Here is a 17468-nt window from a genome sequence, read left to right as displayed (position 1 = left end):
GAGCCCGCAGATGCCCGCAGCCAGGGCCGCCCTTGACGACGTCTGGAACCCGGAAGAAGACGACGCGCTCGTCTGCCTCGACGTTCAGCAGGAAACCCATGACGTCAAGACATTCACCTTCGCATCGCGCGAGGGCAAGCGGTTCGCGTTCAAGGCCGGGCAGTACTTTCTGTTCGACCTGGAACATAATGGAGACGCTGAAAACAGGTGCTACAGCATCTCCTCCTCGCCGCATCGGACAAACGCCTTCTCCGTGACGGTGAAGCGCGTTCCCGGCGGAAAGATCTCCAACTGGCTTCACGACACCCTGGTTCCCGGCGCGACCGTCAAGGCGAACGGGCCGCTCGGCCACTTCGTCAGGCCCGAGACGTCGGGACGCAAGCTTCTGCTTTTGTCCGGCGGCTCCGGCATTACCCCCGTCATGTCCATTCTGCGGGAACTCGCCGACAGTTGCGAACCTGCCGACGTCGTCTTCATGCATGCGGGCCGGACGCCGCAAGACCTGATCTTTCGCGACGAACTGGCCTGCATCGCCCGCAGGCTGAAAGGCCTTCGCCTGCATTTCCTCCCGGAGACCGTGGCCAGCGAGCCGTCCTGGCCCGGTCTGACCGGTCGCATTTCGAAAGACTATATCAGGCTTGCGGTTCCCGATATCGCCGAGCGAACCGTGATGTGCTGCGGCCCCGCCCCGTTCATGGCCGCCGCGCGCACCATTGCCGCCGAACTCGGCGTGCCCGCCTCGAACTACCTGGAGGAAAGCTTCGACGCAGCGGTCATCGACGAACCCGAAATCCCTGCGGTTCAGGAGGCAACTGCCAAGGTATTTCAGGTCACCTTCTCCAAGCAGGCCCGCAGCATCGAGGTAACAGGCGACCAAAGCGTGCTTTCTTGTGCGAAGAAGTCAGGCGTCAGGATCCCGTCGTCCTGTGCGAACGGCGTCTGCGGCACCTGCAAGTCGAAGCTCGCCTCCGGAACCGTCGACATGAACCACAATGGCGGAATTCGCCAGAGGGAAATCGACGCCGGCTTCTTCCTGCCCTGTTGCTCCAAGCCGCTCAGCGATCTGGTCATCGAGCGCTGACTGTCACTCACCGACACCAGGGACTGACTGAGATGCTGCGAGAGGAAAGCGATTCCGCCGAGTTGACCGGCTCGACGGTCTTCAAGGACGAGCGAAAGCAGGCATATTTCAATCCTGAAGGAGCCGACCGGCCTCTTATCAGTCCTGTGCCGGTCGCGACGCTCGATCTGGCTCGCCGCTATCGTCTGGAGCGCCTGCGCAGGAAAATGCGCGAATGGGACTGCGGCGCCCTGCTTCTCTACGACCCCGTCAACATCCGATATGCCTTCGATTCATCGAATATGAGCATTTGGACGATGCACAACGCCTCGCGTTACGCTCTGATCCTGGCCGATGGTCCGGCCATACTTTTCGAATTCGAAGGCGCCGACCATGTCAATGACGGGCTTCCCGGCATCGACGAGATCCGGCCGGCGAAGTCATGGATATTCTTCACGGCCGGGAACCTTATGGAACCTCGCCTGAAAGCCTGGGCGGACGAGGTCGCGGACCTCGTAAGCCGCAATGGCGGTAATAAACGCGTGGCGGTGGACAGGCTCGAACCCGCCGGCGCGTTCGAATTGCGGGAACGCGGCTTCATGCTCTTAGACGGCCAGGAACTGGCCGAGCGGGCGCGATCCATCAAGAGCACCGAGGAGATCGAGCTGATGCGATGGACGATCCGTGTCTGCGAAGCAGGCATGGCGCGGATGTACGAGATTTCTGAACCGGGCCGCACCGAAAGAGAGATCTGGGCCGAGCTTCACTTCGAAAACGCACGCAGCGGTGGCGAGTGGCTCGAGACCAAGCTCTTGACCGCAGGCCCGAGAACGAACCCCTGGTATCAGGAATGTTCGGACTACGTCATCAAACGCGGGGAGATGATATCCTTCGACACCGACATGATCGGACCCTACGGCTATTGCGCCGATCTCTCGCGCTCGTGGACAGCGGGACACGTCGCGATGAGCGCCAAGCAGAAGGAACTTTACGCCGCCGCCCGGGATCAGATCGAGCACAATCTTTCAATCATCAGGCCCGGGATGACGTTCCAGGAATTCAACGAACTGTCGTGGCGGATTCCGGAGAAATACCAGCCTTATCGATACACGCTTGCTCTGCACGGAACCGGAATGGCGGACGAATGGCCGGGGATCCTTCTGCATCCGGATTTCGACCCGAACTTCAGCGGTAGCATCGAGGAGAACATGGTGCTCAACGTCGAAAGCCTGATCGCCGAAGCCGGATCCGAGAGCATCAAGCTGGAAACCCAGGCGCTGATCACGGCAAGGGGAGCGGTGCGGCTGGACACGTTTCCGTGGGAAGATATCTGAATAAGCCTAGAGCATGATGCCGAAAAGTGTGAGCGGTTTTCGGACGACATCATACTCTAACTATTTAATGTAGAACAGGATTCAGATTTTAGGCCGACCCGGCCTAAAATCATCCTGTTCTAGTGCGCTCTCGAAGCGGCTGCGCGATGCTGCGACGGCGTTTGCCCGAATGTGCGCTTGAAGGTTCTGGTGAACTGCGAGGCGTTTTCAAAGCCGACGTCCAGCGCGATCTCGATCATTGGCGCCTTCGACTGGGCCAGGATCGATTTCGCCCGCTCCATGCGAACACGATTATAGGCCTTGGCGGGAGACATTCCCGTCTTGTCGATGAAGATCCTCTCCAGTTGCCGCCGAGACAGGCCAACCGTGGCGGCAAGCTTCTGTATAGACATGCTGCCATCGACGAACTGTTCCATCGTAATCATCGCCGCCTTGACGCGGGCGTCGTCATAATCGTCGTAGAGCGGACGCCTGGGCTGTATGTCCGCTGAAGTCCGGGCCTTTTCGATCTGAAGGACCTCCAGCGCGTTTCGTTCGGCGTCGCGGCTGATGCATTTCCTGACCAGCAATGCCGCCATGTCGGCGGAGCTGCTGCCGCCTGCGCACGATCCGCGCTGGCGATCGAGATTGAAGAGCCGGTCGGAACGAACGCTAAGCTCAGGGAACCGCTCCCGAAACTCCTTGTAGTGCAGCCAGCTCACACAGGAGTCGTGCCGCTTCATCAGGCCTGCCTCAGCAAGGATGAACGAACCCGTGCACACGCCGATCAGCGGCACCTTCTTGGCGTCGGCCTGCTTGAGAAAAGCGATGGTCTCCTGGTCGACAGGGTTCTCCACCGTCAAAAGGCCGCCGACGACCACGATGTAATCGAACTTCGACGGATCGAGGAAATCGGACGTCGGAGCGACCTGGACGCCGCAGCTCGCAGTGATCAGGTGCCGCGTGCTGCCGATCACCTGCCAGTCGGCAAGGACCCTTCCCGAACGATCCTGCTCGTCGCTGGCAAGCCGCAGCGTGTCCACGAAGAGGGCGAAGGCGGACAGCGTGAACGATCGCGCCAAAACGAAGCCCACCTTGAGCCGGCCAGCCGACTTCGCGGCGTCGTCTGCCTGTCGATGCTGCCCGGGTCGCATAGTCATCTCATCACCGTTTCTGAATGCGCTCATCGAATCTGAAAACCGTGCGCCAGCGGATCACGATCGTCAACGAAAATGGTGTTGTGTCCGATGACGCGTGCCCAGCCTCCGATGCTTGGAAGAATACCGCTATAGGGTCCAATACTTGCCTCGGCTTCGACCCGCCCCTCGAAAACGGTTCCGATCAGGCTTTCATGGCGGTATCTCGACCCGACGGTAAGCCGTCCCTTGCCGTAGAGCTGGGCCATGCGGGCGGAGGTGCCGGTTCCGCCCGGCGAGCGATCGATGGCCTTCTCGCCATAGAAGACGGCGCAGCGTCCATCCGAGACGTCATTCACCGGGCGGCCGCACCAGATGGCGTGATGCACGCCTCTAATCCTGGCGTCGTCGGGATGAACGGGATCGCAGATACCGGCAAGTGCTGACCTCAGTCTCTGGCTGCAGCCGACAATGTCGGATGCGGTCATGCCATCGAGGCCGATCCAGTTATCCTGTGGTTCGATGACAGCATAATAGTTGCCGCCATAGGATATATCGACACGCAGACGGCCCATTCCCGGCACCTCCACCTCGACATCAGCCTCATGGAGATAGCTCGCCACATTGTGGAGACGAACGGAATCGACATACCCGCCCTTCTCCTCATAGGTAACATCAACTCTCCCTGCAGGCGTCTCGATGGCGACGCGGCCGGGTTCGCGCGGCTTGACCAGCCCTTCCTCGATCGCAGCGGTCACGGTGCCGATGGTGCCGGCGCCGCACATCGGCAGGCAGCCGCTCACCTCGATGAAAAGCACGGCGAAATCGCAATCCTCCCGATAGGCCGGATAGATGATCGCGCCTGACATGATGTCGTGCCCCCTTGGCTCGAACATCAGCGCCTTGCGCACCCAGTCGTGATCCCGGACAAAAATCTCCCGTCGCTCACTGATCGGCGCATGCGCAAGCAACGGACCGCCTCCGGCGACGAGGCGGACGGGATTGCCGCAGGTATGCGCATCGATACAGAAGAAGCTGTTTCTCATCTTTTCATGTCCTTGCTCATCCGGCCTTGCGTGGCCTGTCGCGGTCGAGCAGGCCGCGGGACAGCCGGTCGAGCAGAAGGGCGACTGCAACGATCGCCAGGCCCGCCCGCAGGCCAAGCCCCATCTCCATGCGCGTCAGGCCGCGCGTCACCTCCGCACCGAGACCGCCCGCGCCGACAAGGCCGGCCAATACGACCATCGCCAGCGACAGAAGGATGCATTGGTTGAGCCCGACCAGGAGCGTCTGCCTGGCCAGGGGGATCTCGATCTTCCAAAGCACCGAACTGGGAGGCGCGCCGATGGCGCTGCCGAGTTCCACAAATTCTCTCGGCACCTGGTTGAACGCCAGCGTGGTCAGGCGGAGCATCGGCGGAATGCCATAGACGATGGTGGCGATGATTGCCGGCACCCGTCCAAGGCTGAAGATCATCACCGCAGGAATGAGGTAGACCCACGGCGGCACGGTCTGCATTACGTCGAGAACCGGGCGAACCATCGCCTCCAATGTCTTGTGGCGCGAGCACAGGACGCCGATCGGGAAGGCGATAAGCACGGAGATCAGAACCGCGACAGTGACCAGAGAGAGGGTCTGCATCGATGCCGTCCACAGTCCCATGAGGAGACAGAAGCCCAGGCAAAGACCCGCAAGGATCGCGGCGCGCAGACCGACGGCGACGAATGCCAGGATGACGACGATCGCGATAAGCCCATAGGGCGGCACGAAGAGGAGCGCCGCCTCGAATCCGGAAAGGACCGTTTCGATCAGATAGCTGATCGCCGCAAACAGCGGATGAAGATTGGTGTTGAGCCAATCGACCGACGGTGCCAGGAAAGCGCCCGGCGAAAACTGCAGGATGGACGGATTCATGACTTCCTCCCCGTTCCGAGCCGAGCGGCGCTCTGAGTTATCCGGTCAAGCACCATAGTCAGTACCACGATGGCTATCGCTCCATTGATCGAGGTCGCGATGTCGAGCGTTCTGATCGCGCCGTAGATCGTCTCTCCGAGCCCGCCGGAGCCGACGATGCCGGCGATGACGACCATGCCGAAGGCCATCATCAGGCTCTGGTTTATGCCTGCCATGATGCTCGGCAGTGCAAAGGGAAGGCGGATCTTGAAGAACATCTTCGCCGGCGTCATCCCCAACGCCTCTCCGAGTTCGATGAACTCCTTGGGCGTCATCCGGATACCGAGAGAGGTCAGGCGGATCGCCGGCGGCACGGCGACGATCACCGTCGCGATCAGTGCCGTCGCCGGTCCATAGCCGAGCAGAGCGATCGCCGGCAGCAGGTAGATGTATGGCGGAAGCGTCTGGATGAGATCGAGGCCGGGTTCCATGAAGCGGTCGAGGCCGGTGAAGAAGCCGGCGGCGATTCCGATCGGGATGCCGATCGCCAGGGCGAGCGCGGTCGCGGTCAAGACCAGCGCGAGCGTGCTCATCGTCTCCGGCCAGAGTCCCATGGAAAAACAAAGCGCCAGCGCTGCGCCGCTCAGCACGGCGAACCAGACATTGACCAGCCGCCAGCCGATAAGCGCTACGATCAGCGCGACCAGGTAGAATGGTGGAAGCTCGAGGAGCCATAAGATCCCGTCATAGAGCCCTTCGAGAACCTGTCTGATGGTATCGAAGAGGAATTCGCCATTGTCGCTCACCCACTCAAGCGCGGCGTCCGTCCATTCGTCAAAAAGATCGGTGAAGCCTGAACTATCCATGTCAATCAGCTCCAGTTGTGGGACGCCGCCGTCAGATCGCGGGTGGACGTCCCCTTGACGCCCATAAGCAGGCTGCGTGGCGTGACCACGCCGACGACCTGATCGTTATCGACGACGGCGATGGCGTCGCGCTCCGATTGCATCGTCAACGTGATGAGTTCGTCGATGTCGGCGTCCGGCGTCGTGCGCGCCAGCGACGCGATGTCGGAATTCGGCTGGCTCTGCTGGAATTCGGCGACGCTGCGCATGACGGAGTGCGCCTTGATCAGATGGAGGCGGGATATGCCGGCGACGAATTCGGCGACATAGGCATCCGCCGGGTTGAGGATGATTTCCTCGGCCGTGCCGGTCTGGATGATGACGCCGTCCTTCATGATCGCAATGCGATCGCCGATCCGGATCGCCTCGTCGAGATCATGGGTGATGAAGACCGCCGACTTGCCCAAGGCCTTCGTCAGCTGGCGGAATTCGTCTTGAAGCTGACGCCGGATGAGTGGATCAAGAGCGCTGAACGGCTCGTCCATCAGAATGATCTCGGGGTCGGAAGCGAGCGCGCGGGCGAGCCCGACGCGTTGCTGCATGCCGCCGGAAAGCTCGTTCGGATATCGGCTCACCCAGTCGGCGAGACCGACCTTCTCGAGCGCCGCAGCAGCGGTCTTGTTTCGCTCCGGCTTGGTTATGCCCTGAACCTCGAGGCCGAAGGCCGCGTTTTCCAGGACTGTGCGATGCGGCAAAAGAGCGACGCTCTGAAACACCATGCCGATGTTCCTGGCGCGCATCTGCCTCAGATCGACCGGCGACAGGGCGGCAAGGTCGCGTCCCTTGACGAGGACTTTCCCGGAGCTCGGCGTGATCAGCTTGTTAAGGAGGCGGATGAGCGTCGATTTTCCGCTTCCCGACAAGCCCATGATGCAGAAGATTTCACCGCGCCGAACCTCAATGCTCGCATCGGATACGCCGACGACGCAGTTGAACTCCTTCAAGACCTCTTTTTTGCCGAGGCCGCGTTCCTTGATCGACTTCATTGCCGCTGCGGACTTGTCACCGAAGACTTTCCAAAGGGATTGGCAGTCGATCAGGACATCATTGATATCGGCATTTACGGTTTTCATAGCGATCCCCTTGAGCCAATCGGCGCTGGCTTCTCTCATTATGCAGCCATTCAAAGTGCGACAGCGTCTCCTTTGCGCATCTGAAAGACGAGCGGCGCTGCAGGTGGCCGCCCGACGGATCGGACGGCCACGACGCGTTTAGTTCTTCTTGATGTTTTCCCAACGCTTGATCAGTTCGGCATGGGCGCCGATCCAATCCTGCACGGCCTGGTCCATGGTCTTGCCTTCATTGACTGCGCCGTTGATGGCAGTGATGTCGGCGATCGGCACGTAGACGCTGGCCATCACTTCACGCGCATGCGGGTTCTCTGCGGAGAAGCCCTTGTGGCCGATCCAGTAGTAGCTCTGCGGCGGCGGGAACACGCCCTTCGGATCCTTGAGGTACTTGACCTCGTACTTCTGAACCATCCAGGACGGCTCCCAGATCGTCACCGCAATCCACTCCTTGCGATCATAGGCGGACTTCAGCGCCGCCGTCATCGCGGCCGTGCTGCCCTCGACGAGCTGGAGCTTGAGACCGTAGTCCTTGACCGCGTTCGAGGTATCGCGCATCAGGCCGGAACCCGGTTCGATACCAATGATCTTGCCCCCGAACTTGTCGGCGTTTTCATTGAGCTGTTCCAGCGAGTCGATCGGGACATATTTGGGAACCGCGACACCCTGATAGAGGCCATGCGAAACGGGTGAGATCTTCTCGAGCCGGTTCTTGTTCTTGTCCCAGTAGTCCTGAGCGACGTAGTCCGTCTGCGAAGTGAGAGCCTGGATATCGCCCTTGGCGAGAGCGGCATAGGCGATGCCCCATTCGGAGAACTCGGTCACCTTGACGGTATAGCCGGCGTCTTCGAGAACCTTCTTGGTAATGCCGGTGATGGGTGTCAGGTCCTCCCACGACATCGTGCCCAGATTGATCGTCTTTTCTTCCGCGCGAGCAGGAAGGATGCTGACCCCGATCATCGCAGCGGCGCAGAGCGCCTTCCACAAAGTCTTCATTGTTCTTACTCCTGTTTTTCGTTCCCATTCTCATTGAAGTCTGCAAGCGGGCAGTCTTCATATTGCGCGGGCCGAGGGATCATCCCTCGCGGCCTGCACGCAATTCCTGTAGGCGGATGACCGAGTTGACGCCGAGCCACGCGATGGGCTCGGGCGGCAATCTCACCGGTTCCGGCTGGTTCTTGTATTTGTCGAGTTCGGGGCTTGCGGCTCCTGTGGCGAGATCGGCTGCCATCATTCCCGCAAGCGTGCTCTTGACCGTGCCGAGACCATTCTCGCAGCAGGCGGAAAAAAGCCCCTCTTCGACTTCGCCGAATGCCGGCACATGGTTTCGGCTGAGGCAGAGAGCACCCGCCCAGCTATATTCCATCGGCAGGCTTTCCAGTCCGGGAAACCGCGCGTCGAACGACCGGCGCTGCTCGGCCGCCACGCCGGCGACCCGCCTCTCCGACACCTGGAGGCTCGGGTCGTAGGTGAACCTCGTCCTGATGACGATTCTCGAACGACCATCGGTGGTGATCTTTCGGACCGTCGCTCCCATCGGGTCGGCCGGCAGCAGCGCCCAACGATCTGCGCCGGTCACATCGCCGCCGAACTCATTCTGGGAAAAGGCTGATGTCATCGACGCGTAGGTAAAGATGTGCATCAGCCGTCCGCGAAAATGGCCGAAGCTTTGAATATGGCCGTTCACACCCAGAATGACCTTCGGCGCGGAAATAGATCCGCGGCCGGACTTCGCCTTCCAGGACATGCCCTCGCGCGAAAGCTCCAGCACCGGCGAGTGCTCGTGGATGGCGACCTTTGAGCTAAGTCCGCGCGCCAGTCCGCGGATATAGTCTGCGGGCTGGATCATCACGGCGCCTGGCGTATAGAGCCCTCCGCGATAATAGCGCGAGCCGGTCATCTCCCGCATCTGATCGGCATCGAGAACGAGATGCTCCTCGCCGATCTTTTCGAGCGACTTCCTGTAGTTGTCGTTGAGCCCGAGCCCCCGCTCGGAGGCGGCCGCATTCACCTTGCCCGACGGATCGAAGGTTTCCTTGGACAGGCCGTATTCCGCCGCGACATCGGCTGCGAAGGAAATCGCCAGACGGTTCTGTCGAATCTCGTCCTTGGTCGCCTCTTCGTCGGCCACCGAATATTCGCCCGAGGACAGATTGTGCGGCACGTCGATCATGAAGCCGGAATTCCTCCCGGCCGGTCCCTTGGCGACTTCGCGAGCCTCGAGGACGACGATCTTGTCCTCAGGGCGCAATTGCGAAAGGCGGCGCGCCGCCGACAGGCCGGCGAACCCCCCGCCGACGATCAGCCAGTCCGCGGTAATGTCGTGCTCAAGCGCTGTTGCGGGAAAGGCGCGTTCGCTGATCGCCTCCCATCCCGAAACGCCGGTGTCGATCGGCAAGCGCTTGATCACATGGCGGGTCATCGGATCGTCTCGTCGACCGAGCGTTCCGAGACATCGATCCAGATGGTCTTCAGTTCGCAGTAGTTGTCGTGGGCGAAGACCGACTTGTCGCGGCCGCCGAACCCGGACTCCTTGTAGCCACCGAACGGCGTGGTGGCGTCTCCTTCGCCGAAGCAATTGACCGTGACGACGCCGGCACGGATCTCGCGCGAGAGCTTGATGGCGTTTCTCAGGCTGCCGGTATAGACGGACGCCGTGAGACCATAATTCGTGTCGTTGGCAAGAGCGATCGCCTCGGCAAGCGAATTGAAGGTCGTGACCGAAAGCACCGGCCCGAAGATCTCTTCCTGGAAAAGACGGCTGGCAGGCGTTACACCCTCGACCACTGTCGGTTCGATGAAGATGCCGCCATACGTTTCACCGCCATGGGTGACCGTCAGCTTCTCCTTCCTGGCGTCGTCGAGGAAGGATTTCACCTTCTCGAAATGGGCCTTGCTGACAAGCGCGCCGATGCGGTTTACCGGGTCGAGCGGATCGCCCGTCTTCCATTCGCGCATATAAGCGCCGATGCGCTTCAGCAGCTCGTCCTTGACCTTGGAATGAACGATGAGACGCGACGTGGCCGAGCAGTTCTCGCCCATGTTCCAGAAGGCGCCGTTGACGACCTGCTCGGCAACGAGGTCCAAGTCTTCGGCATCGTCGAGAACGACCGCGGGGTTCTTGCCGCCGCATTCGAGCACGATTTTCTTGAGGTTCGAGTCCGCGGCGTAACGCAAGAAACGGCGGCCAGTCGGCGTCGATCCGGTGAAGGCCACCATATCGACATCCATGTGCAGGCCGATCGGCTCGCCGACCTCCTTGCCGCCACCGGTCACGACATTGAACACGCCGCCTGGAATGCCCGCTTCGTGGGCAAGCTCGGCGACGCGCAACGTGGTGAGCGTCGTTTCCTGCGCAGGCTTGACGATGACCGAGCAGCCGGCAGCGAGCGCCGGGCCGATCTTCCAGGCCAGCATCAGCAGCGGGAAATTCCACGGCAGCACGCATCCGACAACACCGATAGGCTCGCGCACGATCATCGTCAGCGCGTTGGCGCCGACCGGAGCCGTGTTGTCATAGAGCTTGTCGATCAGTTCGGCATGCCAGCGGAGCGTATGAATGGTATCGGGAACATCAACCGTCTGGCATTCGCGGACCGGCTTGCCGCTGTCGAGGCTTTCCATGACGGCGAGTTCATGCCTGTTGCGCTCCAAGAGTTTGGCGAGCTTCAGAAGCACTTCCTTGCGCTCATTGGGAGAACGAAGCCGCCAACGGCCATCGTCGAAGGCTTGCTTTGCCTTGGAGACGGCGGCGTCGACATCGGTGGCATCGCATGCGGCGATCTCGGCGAGAACCTCGCCCGTCGCGGGATTCGTCGAGGTGAAAGTCTTGCCGGAATTTGCCGGACGAAATGCGCCATCGATGAAGGCATTCGTCGGAAACTGAAGCTCGGCGGCGATCGCCTTGTATTCGGCGACGGTCAAGGGTTCATGCATGATTGGCTCCCGACGTGATCTGGGCGACCGTGCGCTTCAATGTGGCGACGACGGTCTGAAGGGTTCGCTTTTCTTCGGAGTTGAGCGGACGCAGCGGTGCGCGGACCGATCCGACATTCAGCCCGATCAACTCGCATCCGTGCTTGATCGATTGGACGAACTTGCCGCATTCCAGGAAATCCATGAGCGGCAGCATCGCCATCATGATCGCGCGGCCCTTGTCGAAATTCTTTTCGAGGACGCAGGCTTCGTAGAGGGCGACATGTTCGCGCGGGAGGAAATTGGAGCCGGCGCAGACCCAGCTCTTCGCGCCCCATGCGAAGAATTCGAGCGCCTGGTCGTCCCAGCCGCAGGACAGCGCGATGTGCGGAAATTTCCGGGCGAGCAGGTGAAGATTGCCCATGTCGCCGGAGCTTTCCTTGATGGCGATCACGTTCTTCGACTTGCCGACGCGGGAGAAATACTCTTCACCCATCACGACACCCATGCGGGCGGGATAGTTGTAGAGCATGATCGGCAGGTTCGCCGCGCGATCGACCGTCAAGGCATGGACCGCATTCTCGCGCTCGGTCGGCAGCGCGTATGGCGGTGACGACACCAGGATCGCATCCGCGCCGATTTCCTTCGCCGCCTTGGCGTATTCGACTGAATCTTCGGTGCGCGTGGCGCCGGTCCCGATAATGAGCGGTAGCCGCGTGCCGATCACTTCTTTCGCATAGGTCGCGAGCTCGAAACGCTCCTGGCTGCTCTGGGCGTAATACTCGCCCGTCGAGCCGCCGACGATGATGCCGTGAACGCCCGCCTCGATCAGCGACTCGAGCACGGCGGCAAACCCAGCCCTGTCGATCCGGCCATTTTGATCAAGCGGCGTCACCGCCGGTGTATAGATCCCCTCAAACTTCACGACGATTTCTCCAATAGTTGCGTGGCGGGGCCGCCGAGGAAGGCGTCCGCCTTGAGGCCTTGCGGGGCGATGAACATTTCCATGTTCTCGCGGGACAATTCCCAGTGTTCGAAGACGAGGTCGACGACGGCATTCTCGTCGTGGGCGCCGAGCGCATCGATGAAGCCGTCATGATGGTCGACGGCCACTTGAAGCCGCCGCTTCATGTCCTCGTTCCTCGGCCGGAAGAAGGTGTGGCCGATGCGCGCGTGGTCGATGAGCAGCCGGCCAAGACTCGGCTGCAGATAGACGTTGCCCGACATCTCGCCGAAAATTTCGTGAAAGCGGTTGTTCTCGAGAACCATCGCCAGAGGGTCCATGTTCTCGCTGGCGGCGCGGAACCGCTCCTGGGTCTGCTTCAGGTCTGAAAGCTGGGAGGGTTTGAAGTTCTGTACGGCGAGACGACCGATCGCCGCGTAGATCATCGGCGCGACGAGAAAGAAATTCCGCAGGGTGGAGTGGTTCATCGGAATGACCCGCGCGCCCCTGTTCTCGCGGATGTCGATATAGCCCTCACCGGCAAGGCGCCGGAATATGTCGCGGACCGGGGTCCGGGAGAGCCCGTATTTTTCGCTCAGACTGGCCTCGTCCAGATCGGCGTCCGGATCCAGCTCCATCGTCAGAATCTGCCGTTTCAGGTCTTCGTAGAGATTGCTCTTGGGGGTCTTCGCCATCGTCGCTCTCCGGCCGCTCGTTGCTCTACGCCGTGAAGATGGCACGCCTCTCGGGGCGAGTCAACAATTGTGTACTTTGCGTACACAATTGGTATTTCTTAAATACACAATCGCATCGAGCAAGCGGCCCGGTGCCCGCAAGGCGCCATTTCAAAGCGCTCCCCATGATCGGGCGCCCCGCGGCGGCGGCCATCGCGGAGTTTCCCAAGCGGACTATCGTGGCAGGTCTGTGAGAATTTCTGTGCACCAAGGTTGATGCGGCTTTATGCGCATCAACCTCGATCATCAGGCGTCGGAAGCCTGGCCGCCGGCAAGCCGGTGCGCGGCCATCACGGAAAGCTCGATATCCGGTGGCGGCGGTTTTGTCGGGGAGCGCCGGCTCGGCGCTCCCCGGGATCGATCACGCGGCCAGGATGCCGCTCTTCTTGGCCATCCAGGTTGCGATATAGTCCATCAGGCCGGGGTTTAGGCAATCGTAAGGCTCGATGCCGGACGTCCTTAGCTGCGCTCTGACGGCGTCCATCTTCGCGGGGTCGAAGCCGCTCTCGATGATCGACGACACGAAGGCCGCAAAGCCAGGCTTCGCCCAGCCGCTTTCCTGAAAGCGCTCCGGATGGACGAACGACAATCCCTGGAACGGATGTTCGCGCACGACCGGCCCATACATATGGACGCCGCATTCCTTGCAGGCGTGGCGCTGGATCAAGGCTGTGGAATCGACGACGGCGAGCTTATCGCCATTCTCCAGGACTTCGACGCTTTCGGTCGGCGCGACCGCCACCACCGAAAAGACTGCGCCCTCGGGCTTCCAGCACTTCGTGCAGCCGCAGGCGTGATTGTGGGCGATATCGCTCTTGATCCTCACCTTCACGGGATTGCTGGCGCACTTGCAGACGAGCGTCCCGCCTGCGAAAGCAGCGTCAGTCGCCCGAAAGCCCGAATCCACTGCCGGATGTATGGCTATGCTGGTCATGGGTTTCTCCTCCCCTTCTGGGCCGTTTGCGATATGCCCGGCCAAGCTCTGCAATCAGTCTCCCAATCTTCGCGCGTGCCAGCGCAGATGGTCTTCCATGAATGTCGAAATGAAGAAGTAGGAGTGGCCGTAGCCTTCCTGCATGCGAAGCCGCAGGCTGATGCCGGCCGTCTCGCAGGCTTGCCTGAGCTCTTCGGGGCGCAATCCATCCTCCAGGAAGCTATCCGCTGTCCCCTGGTCGACGAGGAATTCCGGGAAACGGTGCCCGTCTTCGATCAGCGAGCAGGCATCATATGCCCGCCAGCGCGCTTCATCCGATCCGAGGTATTTCTGGAATGCCGGCTTTGACCAGCCGGAGACCGAGGGATGGCTGATCGGCGCGAAGGCCGAGCAACTGCCGAAGCGCTCGGGGTTCTTGAGCGCGATCGTGATCGCGCCATGTCCCCCCATCGAGTGACCGAAGATTCCCTGTCGCGTCATGTCGACCGGAAACTCGGCCGCGATAAGCTTCGGCAATTCATCGACGATGTAGCTGTACATCCGATAGTTCTGTGCGAACGGCGGCTCGGTGGCGTCGACGTAGAAGCCGGCACCCTTGCCAAACTGCCAATTATCCGGTTCGTCCGGGACGGCATCGCCCCGCGGACTGGTATCGGGGCAGACAATGATAATGCCGAGTTCTGCGGCAAGACGCCGATACTCTCCCTTGTCCATGACGTTCGCATGGGTGCAGGTCAGACCGGAAAGGTACCATAGAACTGGCAGCTTCCGTCCTTTGGCCTGCGGCGGCAGGAATACCGCAAAGGTCATGTCGCAGTCGCAGACATCCGAGCGATTGACGTAAACGCCCTGGGTGCCGCCGTGAGAATTTTCGGTCGAGATGGTTTTCATGGCTCAGTACACCACCACGCCGCGGATGCTCTTGCCCGAATGCATCAGCTCGAAGCCCTTGTTGATGTCTTCGAGCGGCATGGTGTGGGTGATCATCGGATCGATCTGGATCTTGCCTTGCATGTACCATTCGACGATCTTCGGCACGTCGGTGCGCCCGCGCGCGCCGCCGAAGGCGGTGCCCATCCAGTTGCGGCCGGTGACCAGCTGGAACGGGCGGGTGGAGATTTCCTGGCCGGCGCCGGCAACGCCGATGATAACCGACTTGCCCCAGCCGCGGTGCGATGCTTCCAGTGCCTGGCGCATCACCTTGGTGTTGCCGGTGCAGTCGAAGGTGTAGTCGGCGCCGCCGATCAGGTCGCCGTTGCGTTTGGTCAGGTTGACGAGGTAAGGCACGATGTCGTCACCGACCTCCTTCGGATTGACGAAGTGGGTCATGCCGAACTTTTCGCCCCAGGCCTTGCGATCATTGTTGATGTCGACGCCGATGATCATGTCGGCACCGGCAAGACGCAGGCCCTGCAGCACGTTGAGGCCGATGCCGCCGAGACCGAAGACGATCGCCGTGGCGCCGATCTCGACCTTGGCGGTGTTGATGACGGCGCCGATGCCGGTGGTCACGCCGCAGCCGATGTAGCAGATCTTGTCGAACGGCGCGTCGGGGTTGACCTTGGCAAGGGCGATCTCCGGCAGCACGGTGAAGTTCGAAAAGGTCGAGCACCCCATATAGTGGTGGATCTTGTCCTTGCCGATCGAAAAGCGGCTCGTTCCATCCGGCATCAGGCCCTGGCCCTGGGTTGATCGAATCGCGGTGCAGAGATTGGTCTTGCGGGAAAGGCAGGAATAGCATTCGCGGCATTCCGGGGTGTAGAGCGGAATGACGTGGTCGCCCTTCTTGACCGAGGTGACGCCGGGACCGACATCGACGACGATGCCGGCGCCCTCATGGCCGAGGATCGCCGGGAAGAGGCCTTCGGGATCGGCGCCCGACAAGGTGAAATCGTCAGTATGGCAGATGCCCGTCGCCTTGACCTCGACCAGCACTTCGCCGGCCCGCGGCCCCTCCAGCTGCACGGTCATCACTTCCAGCGGTTTTCCTGCCTGAACGGCAACGGCGGCGCGAACGTCCATGTTGATATCCTTCCTCTTAAATTGAATTCTGATGCTACATATTCGAAGGGATCGGCTTCTCACCGATCTGCTTTGCTGCGTCACAGCCGAGATTTTATGCTCTCGCCGTCGCGCTTTTCGTTCATCTCATACTCATCGTCGCCAAAGATCCATCAGGTCTCCGGCTCAACCTGGCACCAGACCGCAAGCAGCGGCCGGGCCGTGCATCTTATCGCGAAGGATTGGCCGGCATCGTTCGCAAAGACCGTCCCGATAGCGGCAGAGAACCACTCGGAATCGCCAAGGCGGATTTCGCCCGGCGAAAGCAGAATGAAGGCGCGGGGCTGGGTCTGAACATGATCGGGGAACCGGGTGTAGCGATCCATGTAGATCACGCCGACCCTCAGATCGGCGCGCTCCTCCATGCCGCTGGGGCCGACCACGACCGCATGGGAATGCGTATCGCCGAAATTCAGGCTTGCAAACGGACCGGAGCGGCCGCGTCTCCACAGCAGCTTGTCGGCGAGACTACGGAACTGGCTGGCGATCGCCTCGTATTTCCGTCCCGACTTCGCAAGATGGTTGATGGCGTCATCAAGCCCTTCCGGCGCGCCGGGAAGAGACCCGCCCTCCGGGCGCACCTTGCCGGTCTTGAGCAGTCTCTGGAGAACCTTGCCCGCGACGAAGCTGGCAACGGCAGGAGCCTCCGCCGACAACATCAGTCCGCCGACATCGTTGAGGAATTCCTGCAACGGTCGCGAACGTCTTTCCCTCCCGATGTCGTGCAGCCGTATGTATGCCGGCTTCTCGTCATCGTTCAGAAGAAGGTCGGCACCAGGTTTGATTGGACGTCCCACGACGCGCGCCACGTTCGGTCTCCCTCGCTAGAGCGCCTTTTGCAATTCCGGCAGGGCGTCGAAGAGATCGGCGACCAATCCGTAGTCGGCGACCTGGAAGATCGGTGCCTCTTCGTCCTTGTTGATGGCGACGATGACCTTCGAATCCTTCATGCCGGCCAGATGCTGGATGGCGCCTGATATGCCGCAGGCGATATAGAGCTGCGGCGCCACCACCTTGCCGGTCTGGCCGACCTGCCAGTCGTTCGGGGCATAACCAGCATCGACGGCAGCTCTGGATGCGCCGACGGCAGCCCCCAGTTTGTCGGCGAGCGGCAGGATGACCTCCTTGAATTTTTCCGCTGAGCCGAGCGCGCGGCCGCCGGAGATGATGATCTTGGCAGAGGTCAGCTCCGGCCGGTCGGAGTTGGAGAGCGCGTCCCTGACGAAGGTCGACAGCCCCGGATCGGAAACCGCCGGGATCGCCTCGACGGTGGCCGAGCCGCCTTCGGGCGCAGCAGCAAAGGAGGCGGTGCGCACGGTGATGACCTTCTTGGCGTCCGTTGCCTGCACCGTCTGGATGGCATTGCCGGCATAGATCGGCCGCTTGAAGGTGTCGGACGAGATCACCTCGATGATCTCCGAGACCTGGGCGACATCGAGAAGGGCTGCCACCCGCGGCAGCACGTTCTTGCCGACCGAGGTGGCGGCAGACAGGATCGTGTCGTAGC

At 61.2% G+C, this 17468-nt stretch carries 17 protein-coding genes; 2 read left to right on the top strand and 15 right to left on the bottom strand.

Features of this window, described 5'->3' with window-relative positions:
* Nucleotides 1–10: 10 nt before the first annotated feature.
* Together C3Y91_RS25615 and C3Y91_RS25610 are read left to right on the top strand one after the other, a co-directional pair.
* Nucleotides 11–1081, top strand: coding sequence for an FAD-binding oxidoreductase (locus C3Y91_RS25615; protein ID WP_174827131.1), 1071 nt, complete (start codon nucleotides 11–13; stop codon nucleotides 1079–1081).
* Nucleotides 1082–1113: 32 nt separating this feature from the next.
* Nucleotides 1114–2394, top strand: a complete 1281-nt coding sequence (locus C3Y91_RS25610) for a M24 family metallopeptidase (RefSeq protein WP_130663138.1) — start codon at nucleotides 1114–1116, stop codon at nucleotides 2392–2394.
* A 119-nt stretch (nucleotides 2395–2513) separates the two neighbouring features.
* Here C3Y91_RS25610 and C3Y91_RS25605 read toward each other — a convergent pair whose 3' ends face one another.
* The 15 genes from C3Y91_RS25605 to C3Y91_RS25535 form a co-directional block, all read right to left on the bottom strand.
* Nucleotides 2514–3527 carry a GlxA family transcriptional regulator gene (locus C3Y91_RS25605; protein ID WP_130663367.1) on the bottom strand — a complete coding sequence of 338 codons (1014 nt, stop codon included), beginning with the start codon at nucleotides 3525–3527 and terminating at the stop codon, nucleotides 2514–2516.
* A 29-nt stretch (nucleotides 3528–3556) separates the two neighbouring features.
* On the bottom strand, nucleotides 3557–4555 hold the full coding sequence (locus C3Y91_RS25600; RefSeq protein WP_130663139.1) for a 4-hydroxyproline epimerase: 999 nt from the start codon (nucleotides 4553–4555) through the stop codon (nucleotides 3557–3559).
* A 16-nt stretch (nucleotides 4556–4571) separates the two neighbouring features.
* Nucleotides 4572–5423 (bottom strand): ABC transporter permease, encoded by an 852-nt coding sequence (locus C3Y91_RS25595; RefSeq protein ID WP_018071458.1) that lies wholly within the window; start codon nucleotides 5421–5423, stop codon nucleotides 4572–4574.
* Entirely contained in the window at nucleotides 5420–6268 is an 849-nt protein-coding gene (locus tag C3Y91_RS25590; RefSeq protein ID WP_018071457.1) for an ABC transporter permease, read from the bottom strand. The genes C3Y91_RS25595 and C3Y91_RS25590 overlap by 4 nt, the downstream gene beginning before the upstream one ends.
* Nucleotides 6269–6273: 5 nt before the next feature.
* Complete coding sequence (locus C3Y91_RS25585; protein ID WP_397462070.1) at nucleotides 6274–7380, bottom strand: quaternary amine ABC transporter ATP-binding protein; 1107 nt, start codon at nucleotides 7378–7380, stop codon at nucleotides 6274–6276.
* A gap of 138 nt (nucleotides 7381–7518) precedes the next feature.
* Entirely contained in the window at nucleotides 7519–8370 is an 852-nt protein-coding gene (locus C3Y91_RS25580; protein WP_027687961.1) for a glycine betaine ABC transporter substrate-binding protein, read from the bottom strand.
* A 79-nt stretch (nucleotides 8371–8449) separates the two neighbouring features.
* Nucleotides 8450–9796, bottom strand: coding sequence for an NAD(P)/FAD-dependent oxidoreductase (locus C3Y91_RS25575; protein ID WP_130663141.1), 1347 nt, complete (start codon nucleotides 9794–9796; stop codon nucleotides 8450–8452).
* Nucleotides 9793–11310 carry an aldehyde dehydrogenase gene (locus C3Y91_RS25570; RefSeq protein ID WP_130663142.1) on the bottom strand — a complete coding sequence of 506 codons (1518 nt, stop codon included), beginning with the start codon at nucleotides 11308–11310 and terminating at the stop codon, nucleotides 9793–9795. Before C3Y91_RS25570 ends, C3Y91_RS25575 begins: the two co-directional genes overlap by 4 nt.
* Entirely contained in the window at nucleotides 11303–12214 is a 912-nt protein-coding gene (locus C3Y91_RS25565) for a dihydrodipicolinate synthase family protein (protein WP_130663143.1), read from the bottom strand. The genes C3Y91_RS25570 and C3Y91_RS25565 overlap by 8 nt, the downstream gene beginning before the upstream one ends.
* The gene (locus C3Y91_RS25560) at nucleotides 12211–12927 is read right to left on the bottom strand and encodes a GntR family transcriptional regulator (RefSeq protein WP_018494241.1); all 717 of its coding nucleotides are present in this window, start codon (nucleotides 12925–12927) and stop codon (nucleotides 12211–12213) included. Before C3Y91_RS25560 ends, C3Y91_RS25565 begins: the two co-directional genes overlap by 4 nt.
* Nucleotides 12928–13327: 400 nt before the next feature.
* Nucleotides 13328–13900 carry an S-(hydroxymethyl)glutathione synthase gene (gene gfa, locus C3Y91_RS25555; RefSeq protein WP_168575992.1) on the bottom strand — a complete coding sequence of 191 codons (573 nt, stop codon included), beginning with the start codon at nucleotides 13898–13900 and terminating at the stop codon, nucleotides 13328–13330.
* A 54-nt stretch (nucleotides 13901–13954) separates the two neighbouring features.
* Nucleotides 13955–14791 (bottom strand): S-formylglutathione hydrolase, encoded by an 837-nt coding sequence (gene fghA / locus C3Y91_RS25550; protein WP_130663145.1) that lies wholly within the window; start codon nucleotides 14789–14791, stop codon nucleotides 13955–13957.
* Nucleotides 14792–14794: 3 nt separating this feature from the next.
* Entirely contained in the window at nucleotides 14795–15922 is a 1128-nt protein-coding gene (locus tag C3Y91_RS25545; protein WP_168575991.1) for an S-(hydroxymethyl)glutathione dehydrogenase/class III alcohol dehydrogenase, read from the bottom strand.
* 152 nt (nucleotides 15923–16074) lie between these two features.
* Complete coding sequence (locus tag C3Y91_RS25540; RefSeq protein ID WP_024324051.1) at nucleotides 16075–16770, bottom strand: dimethylsulfonioproprionate lyase family protein; 696 nt, start codon at nucleotides 16768–16770, stop codon at nucleotides 16075–16077.
* 15 nt (nucleotides 16771–16785) lie between these two features.
* Nucleotides 16786–17468: electron transfer flavoprotein subunit alpha/FixB family protein (locus C3Y91_RS25535; RefSeq protein WP_168575990.1), on the bottom strand; the 683-nt coding region annotated here is incomplete at its 5' end.

The organism is Rhizobium ruizarguesonis, from assembly GCF_012349115.1.
In the GTDB taxonomy this organism is placed as follows: Bacteria; Pseudomonadota; Alphaproteobacteria; order Rhizobiales; family Rhizobiaceae; genus Rhizobium; species Rhizobium ruizarguesonis.
The sequence above is the reverse complement of the archived record's forward strand: the minus strand, read 5'-3'. Positions and strand labels throughout refer to the sequence as shown.

Coding starts and splice junctions, on each gene's coding strand:
- C3Y91_RS25615 (WP_174827131.1), top strand. CDS start 11: ATGCCCGCAGCCAGGGCCGCCCTTGACGACGTCTGGAACCCGGAAGAA.
- C3Y91_RS25605 (WP_130663367.1), bottom strand. CDS start 3,527: ATGCGACCCGGGCAGCATCGACAGGCAGACGACGCCGCGAAGTCGGCT.
- C3Y91_RS25600 (WP_130663139.1), bottom strand. CDS start 4,555: ATGAGAAACAGCTTCTTCTGTATCGATGCGCATACCTGCGGCAATCCC.
- fghA (WP_130663145.1), bottom strand. CDS start 14,791: ATGAAAACCATCTCGACCGAAAATTCTCACGGCGGCACCCAGGGCGTT.
- C3Y91_RS25595 (WP_018071458.1), bottom strand. CDS start 5,423: ATGAATCCGTCCATCCTGCAGTTTTCGCCGGGCGCTTTCCTGGCACCG.
- C3Y91_RS25545 (WP_168575991.1), bottom strand. CDS start 15,922: ATGGACGTTCGCGCCGCCGTTGCCGTTCAGGCAGGAAAACCGCTGGAA.
- C3Y91_RS25560 (WP_018494241.1), bottom strand. CDS start 12,927: ATGGCGAAGACCCCCAAGAGCAATCTCTACGAAGACCTGAAACGGCAG.
- C3Y91_RS25590 (WP_018071457.1), bottom strand. CDS start 6,268: ATGGATAGTTCAGGCTTCACCGATCTTTTTGACGAATGGACGGACGCC.
- gfa (WP_168575992.1), bottom strand. CDS start 13,900: ATGACCAGCATAGCCATACATCCGGCAGTGGATTCGGGCTTTCGGGCG.
- C3Y91_RS25580 (WP_027687961.1), bottom strand. CDS start 8,370: ATGAAGACTTTGTGGAAGGCGCTCTGCGCCGCTGCGATGATCGGGGTC.
- C3Y91_RS25585 (WP_397462070.1), bottom strand. CDS start 7,380: ATGAAAACCGTAAATGCCGATATCAATGATGTCCTGATCGACTGCCAA.
- C3Y91_RS25575 (WP_130663141.1), bottom strand. CDS start 9,796: ATGACCCGCCATGTGATCAAGCGCTTGCCGATCGACACCGGCGTTTCG.
- C3Y91_RS25570 (WP_130663142.1), bottom strand. CDS start 11,310: ATGCATGAACCCTTGACCGTCGCCGAATACAAGGCGATCGCCGCCGAG.
- C3Y91_RS25610 (WP_130663138.1), top strand. CDS start 1,114: ATGCTGCGAGAGGAAAGCGATTCCGCCGAGTTGACCGGCTCGACGGTC.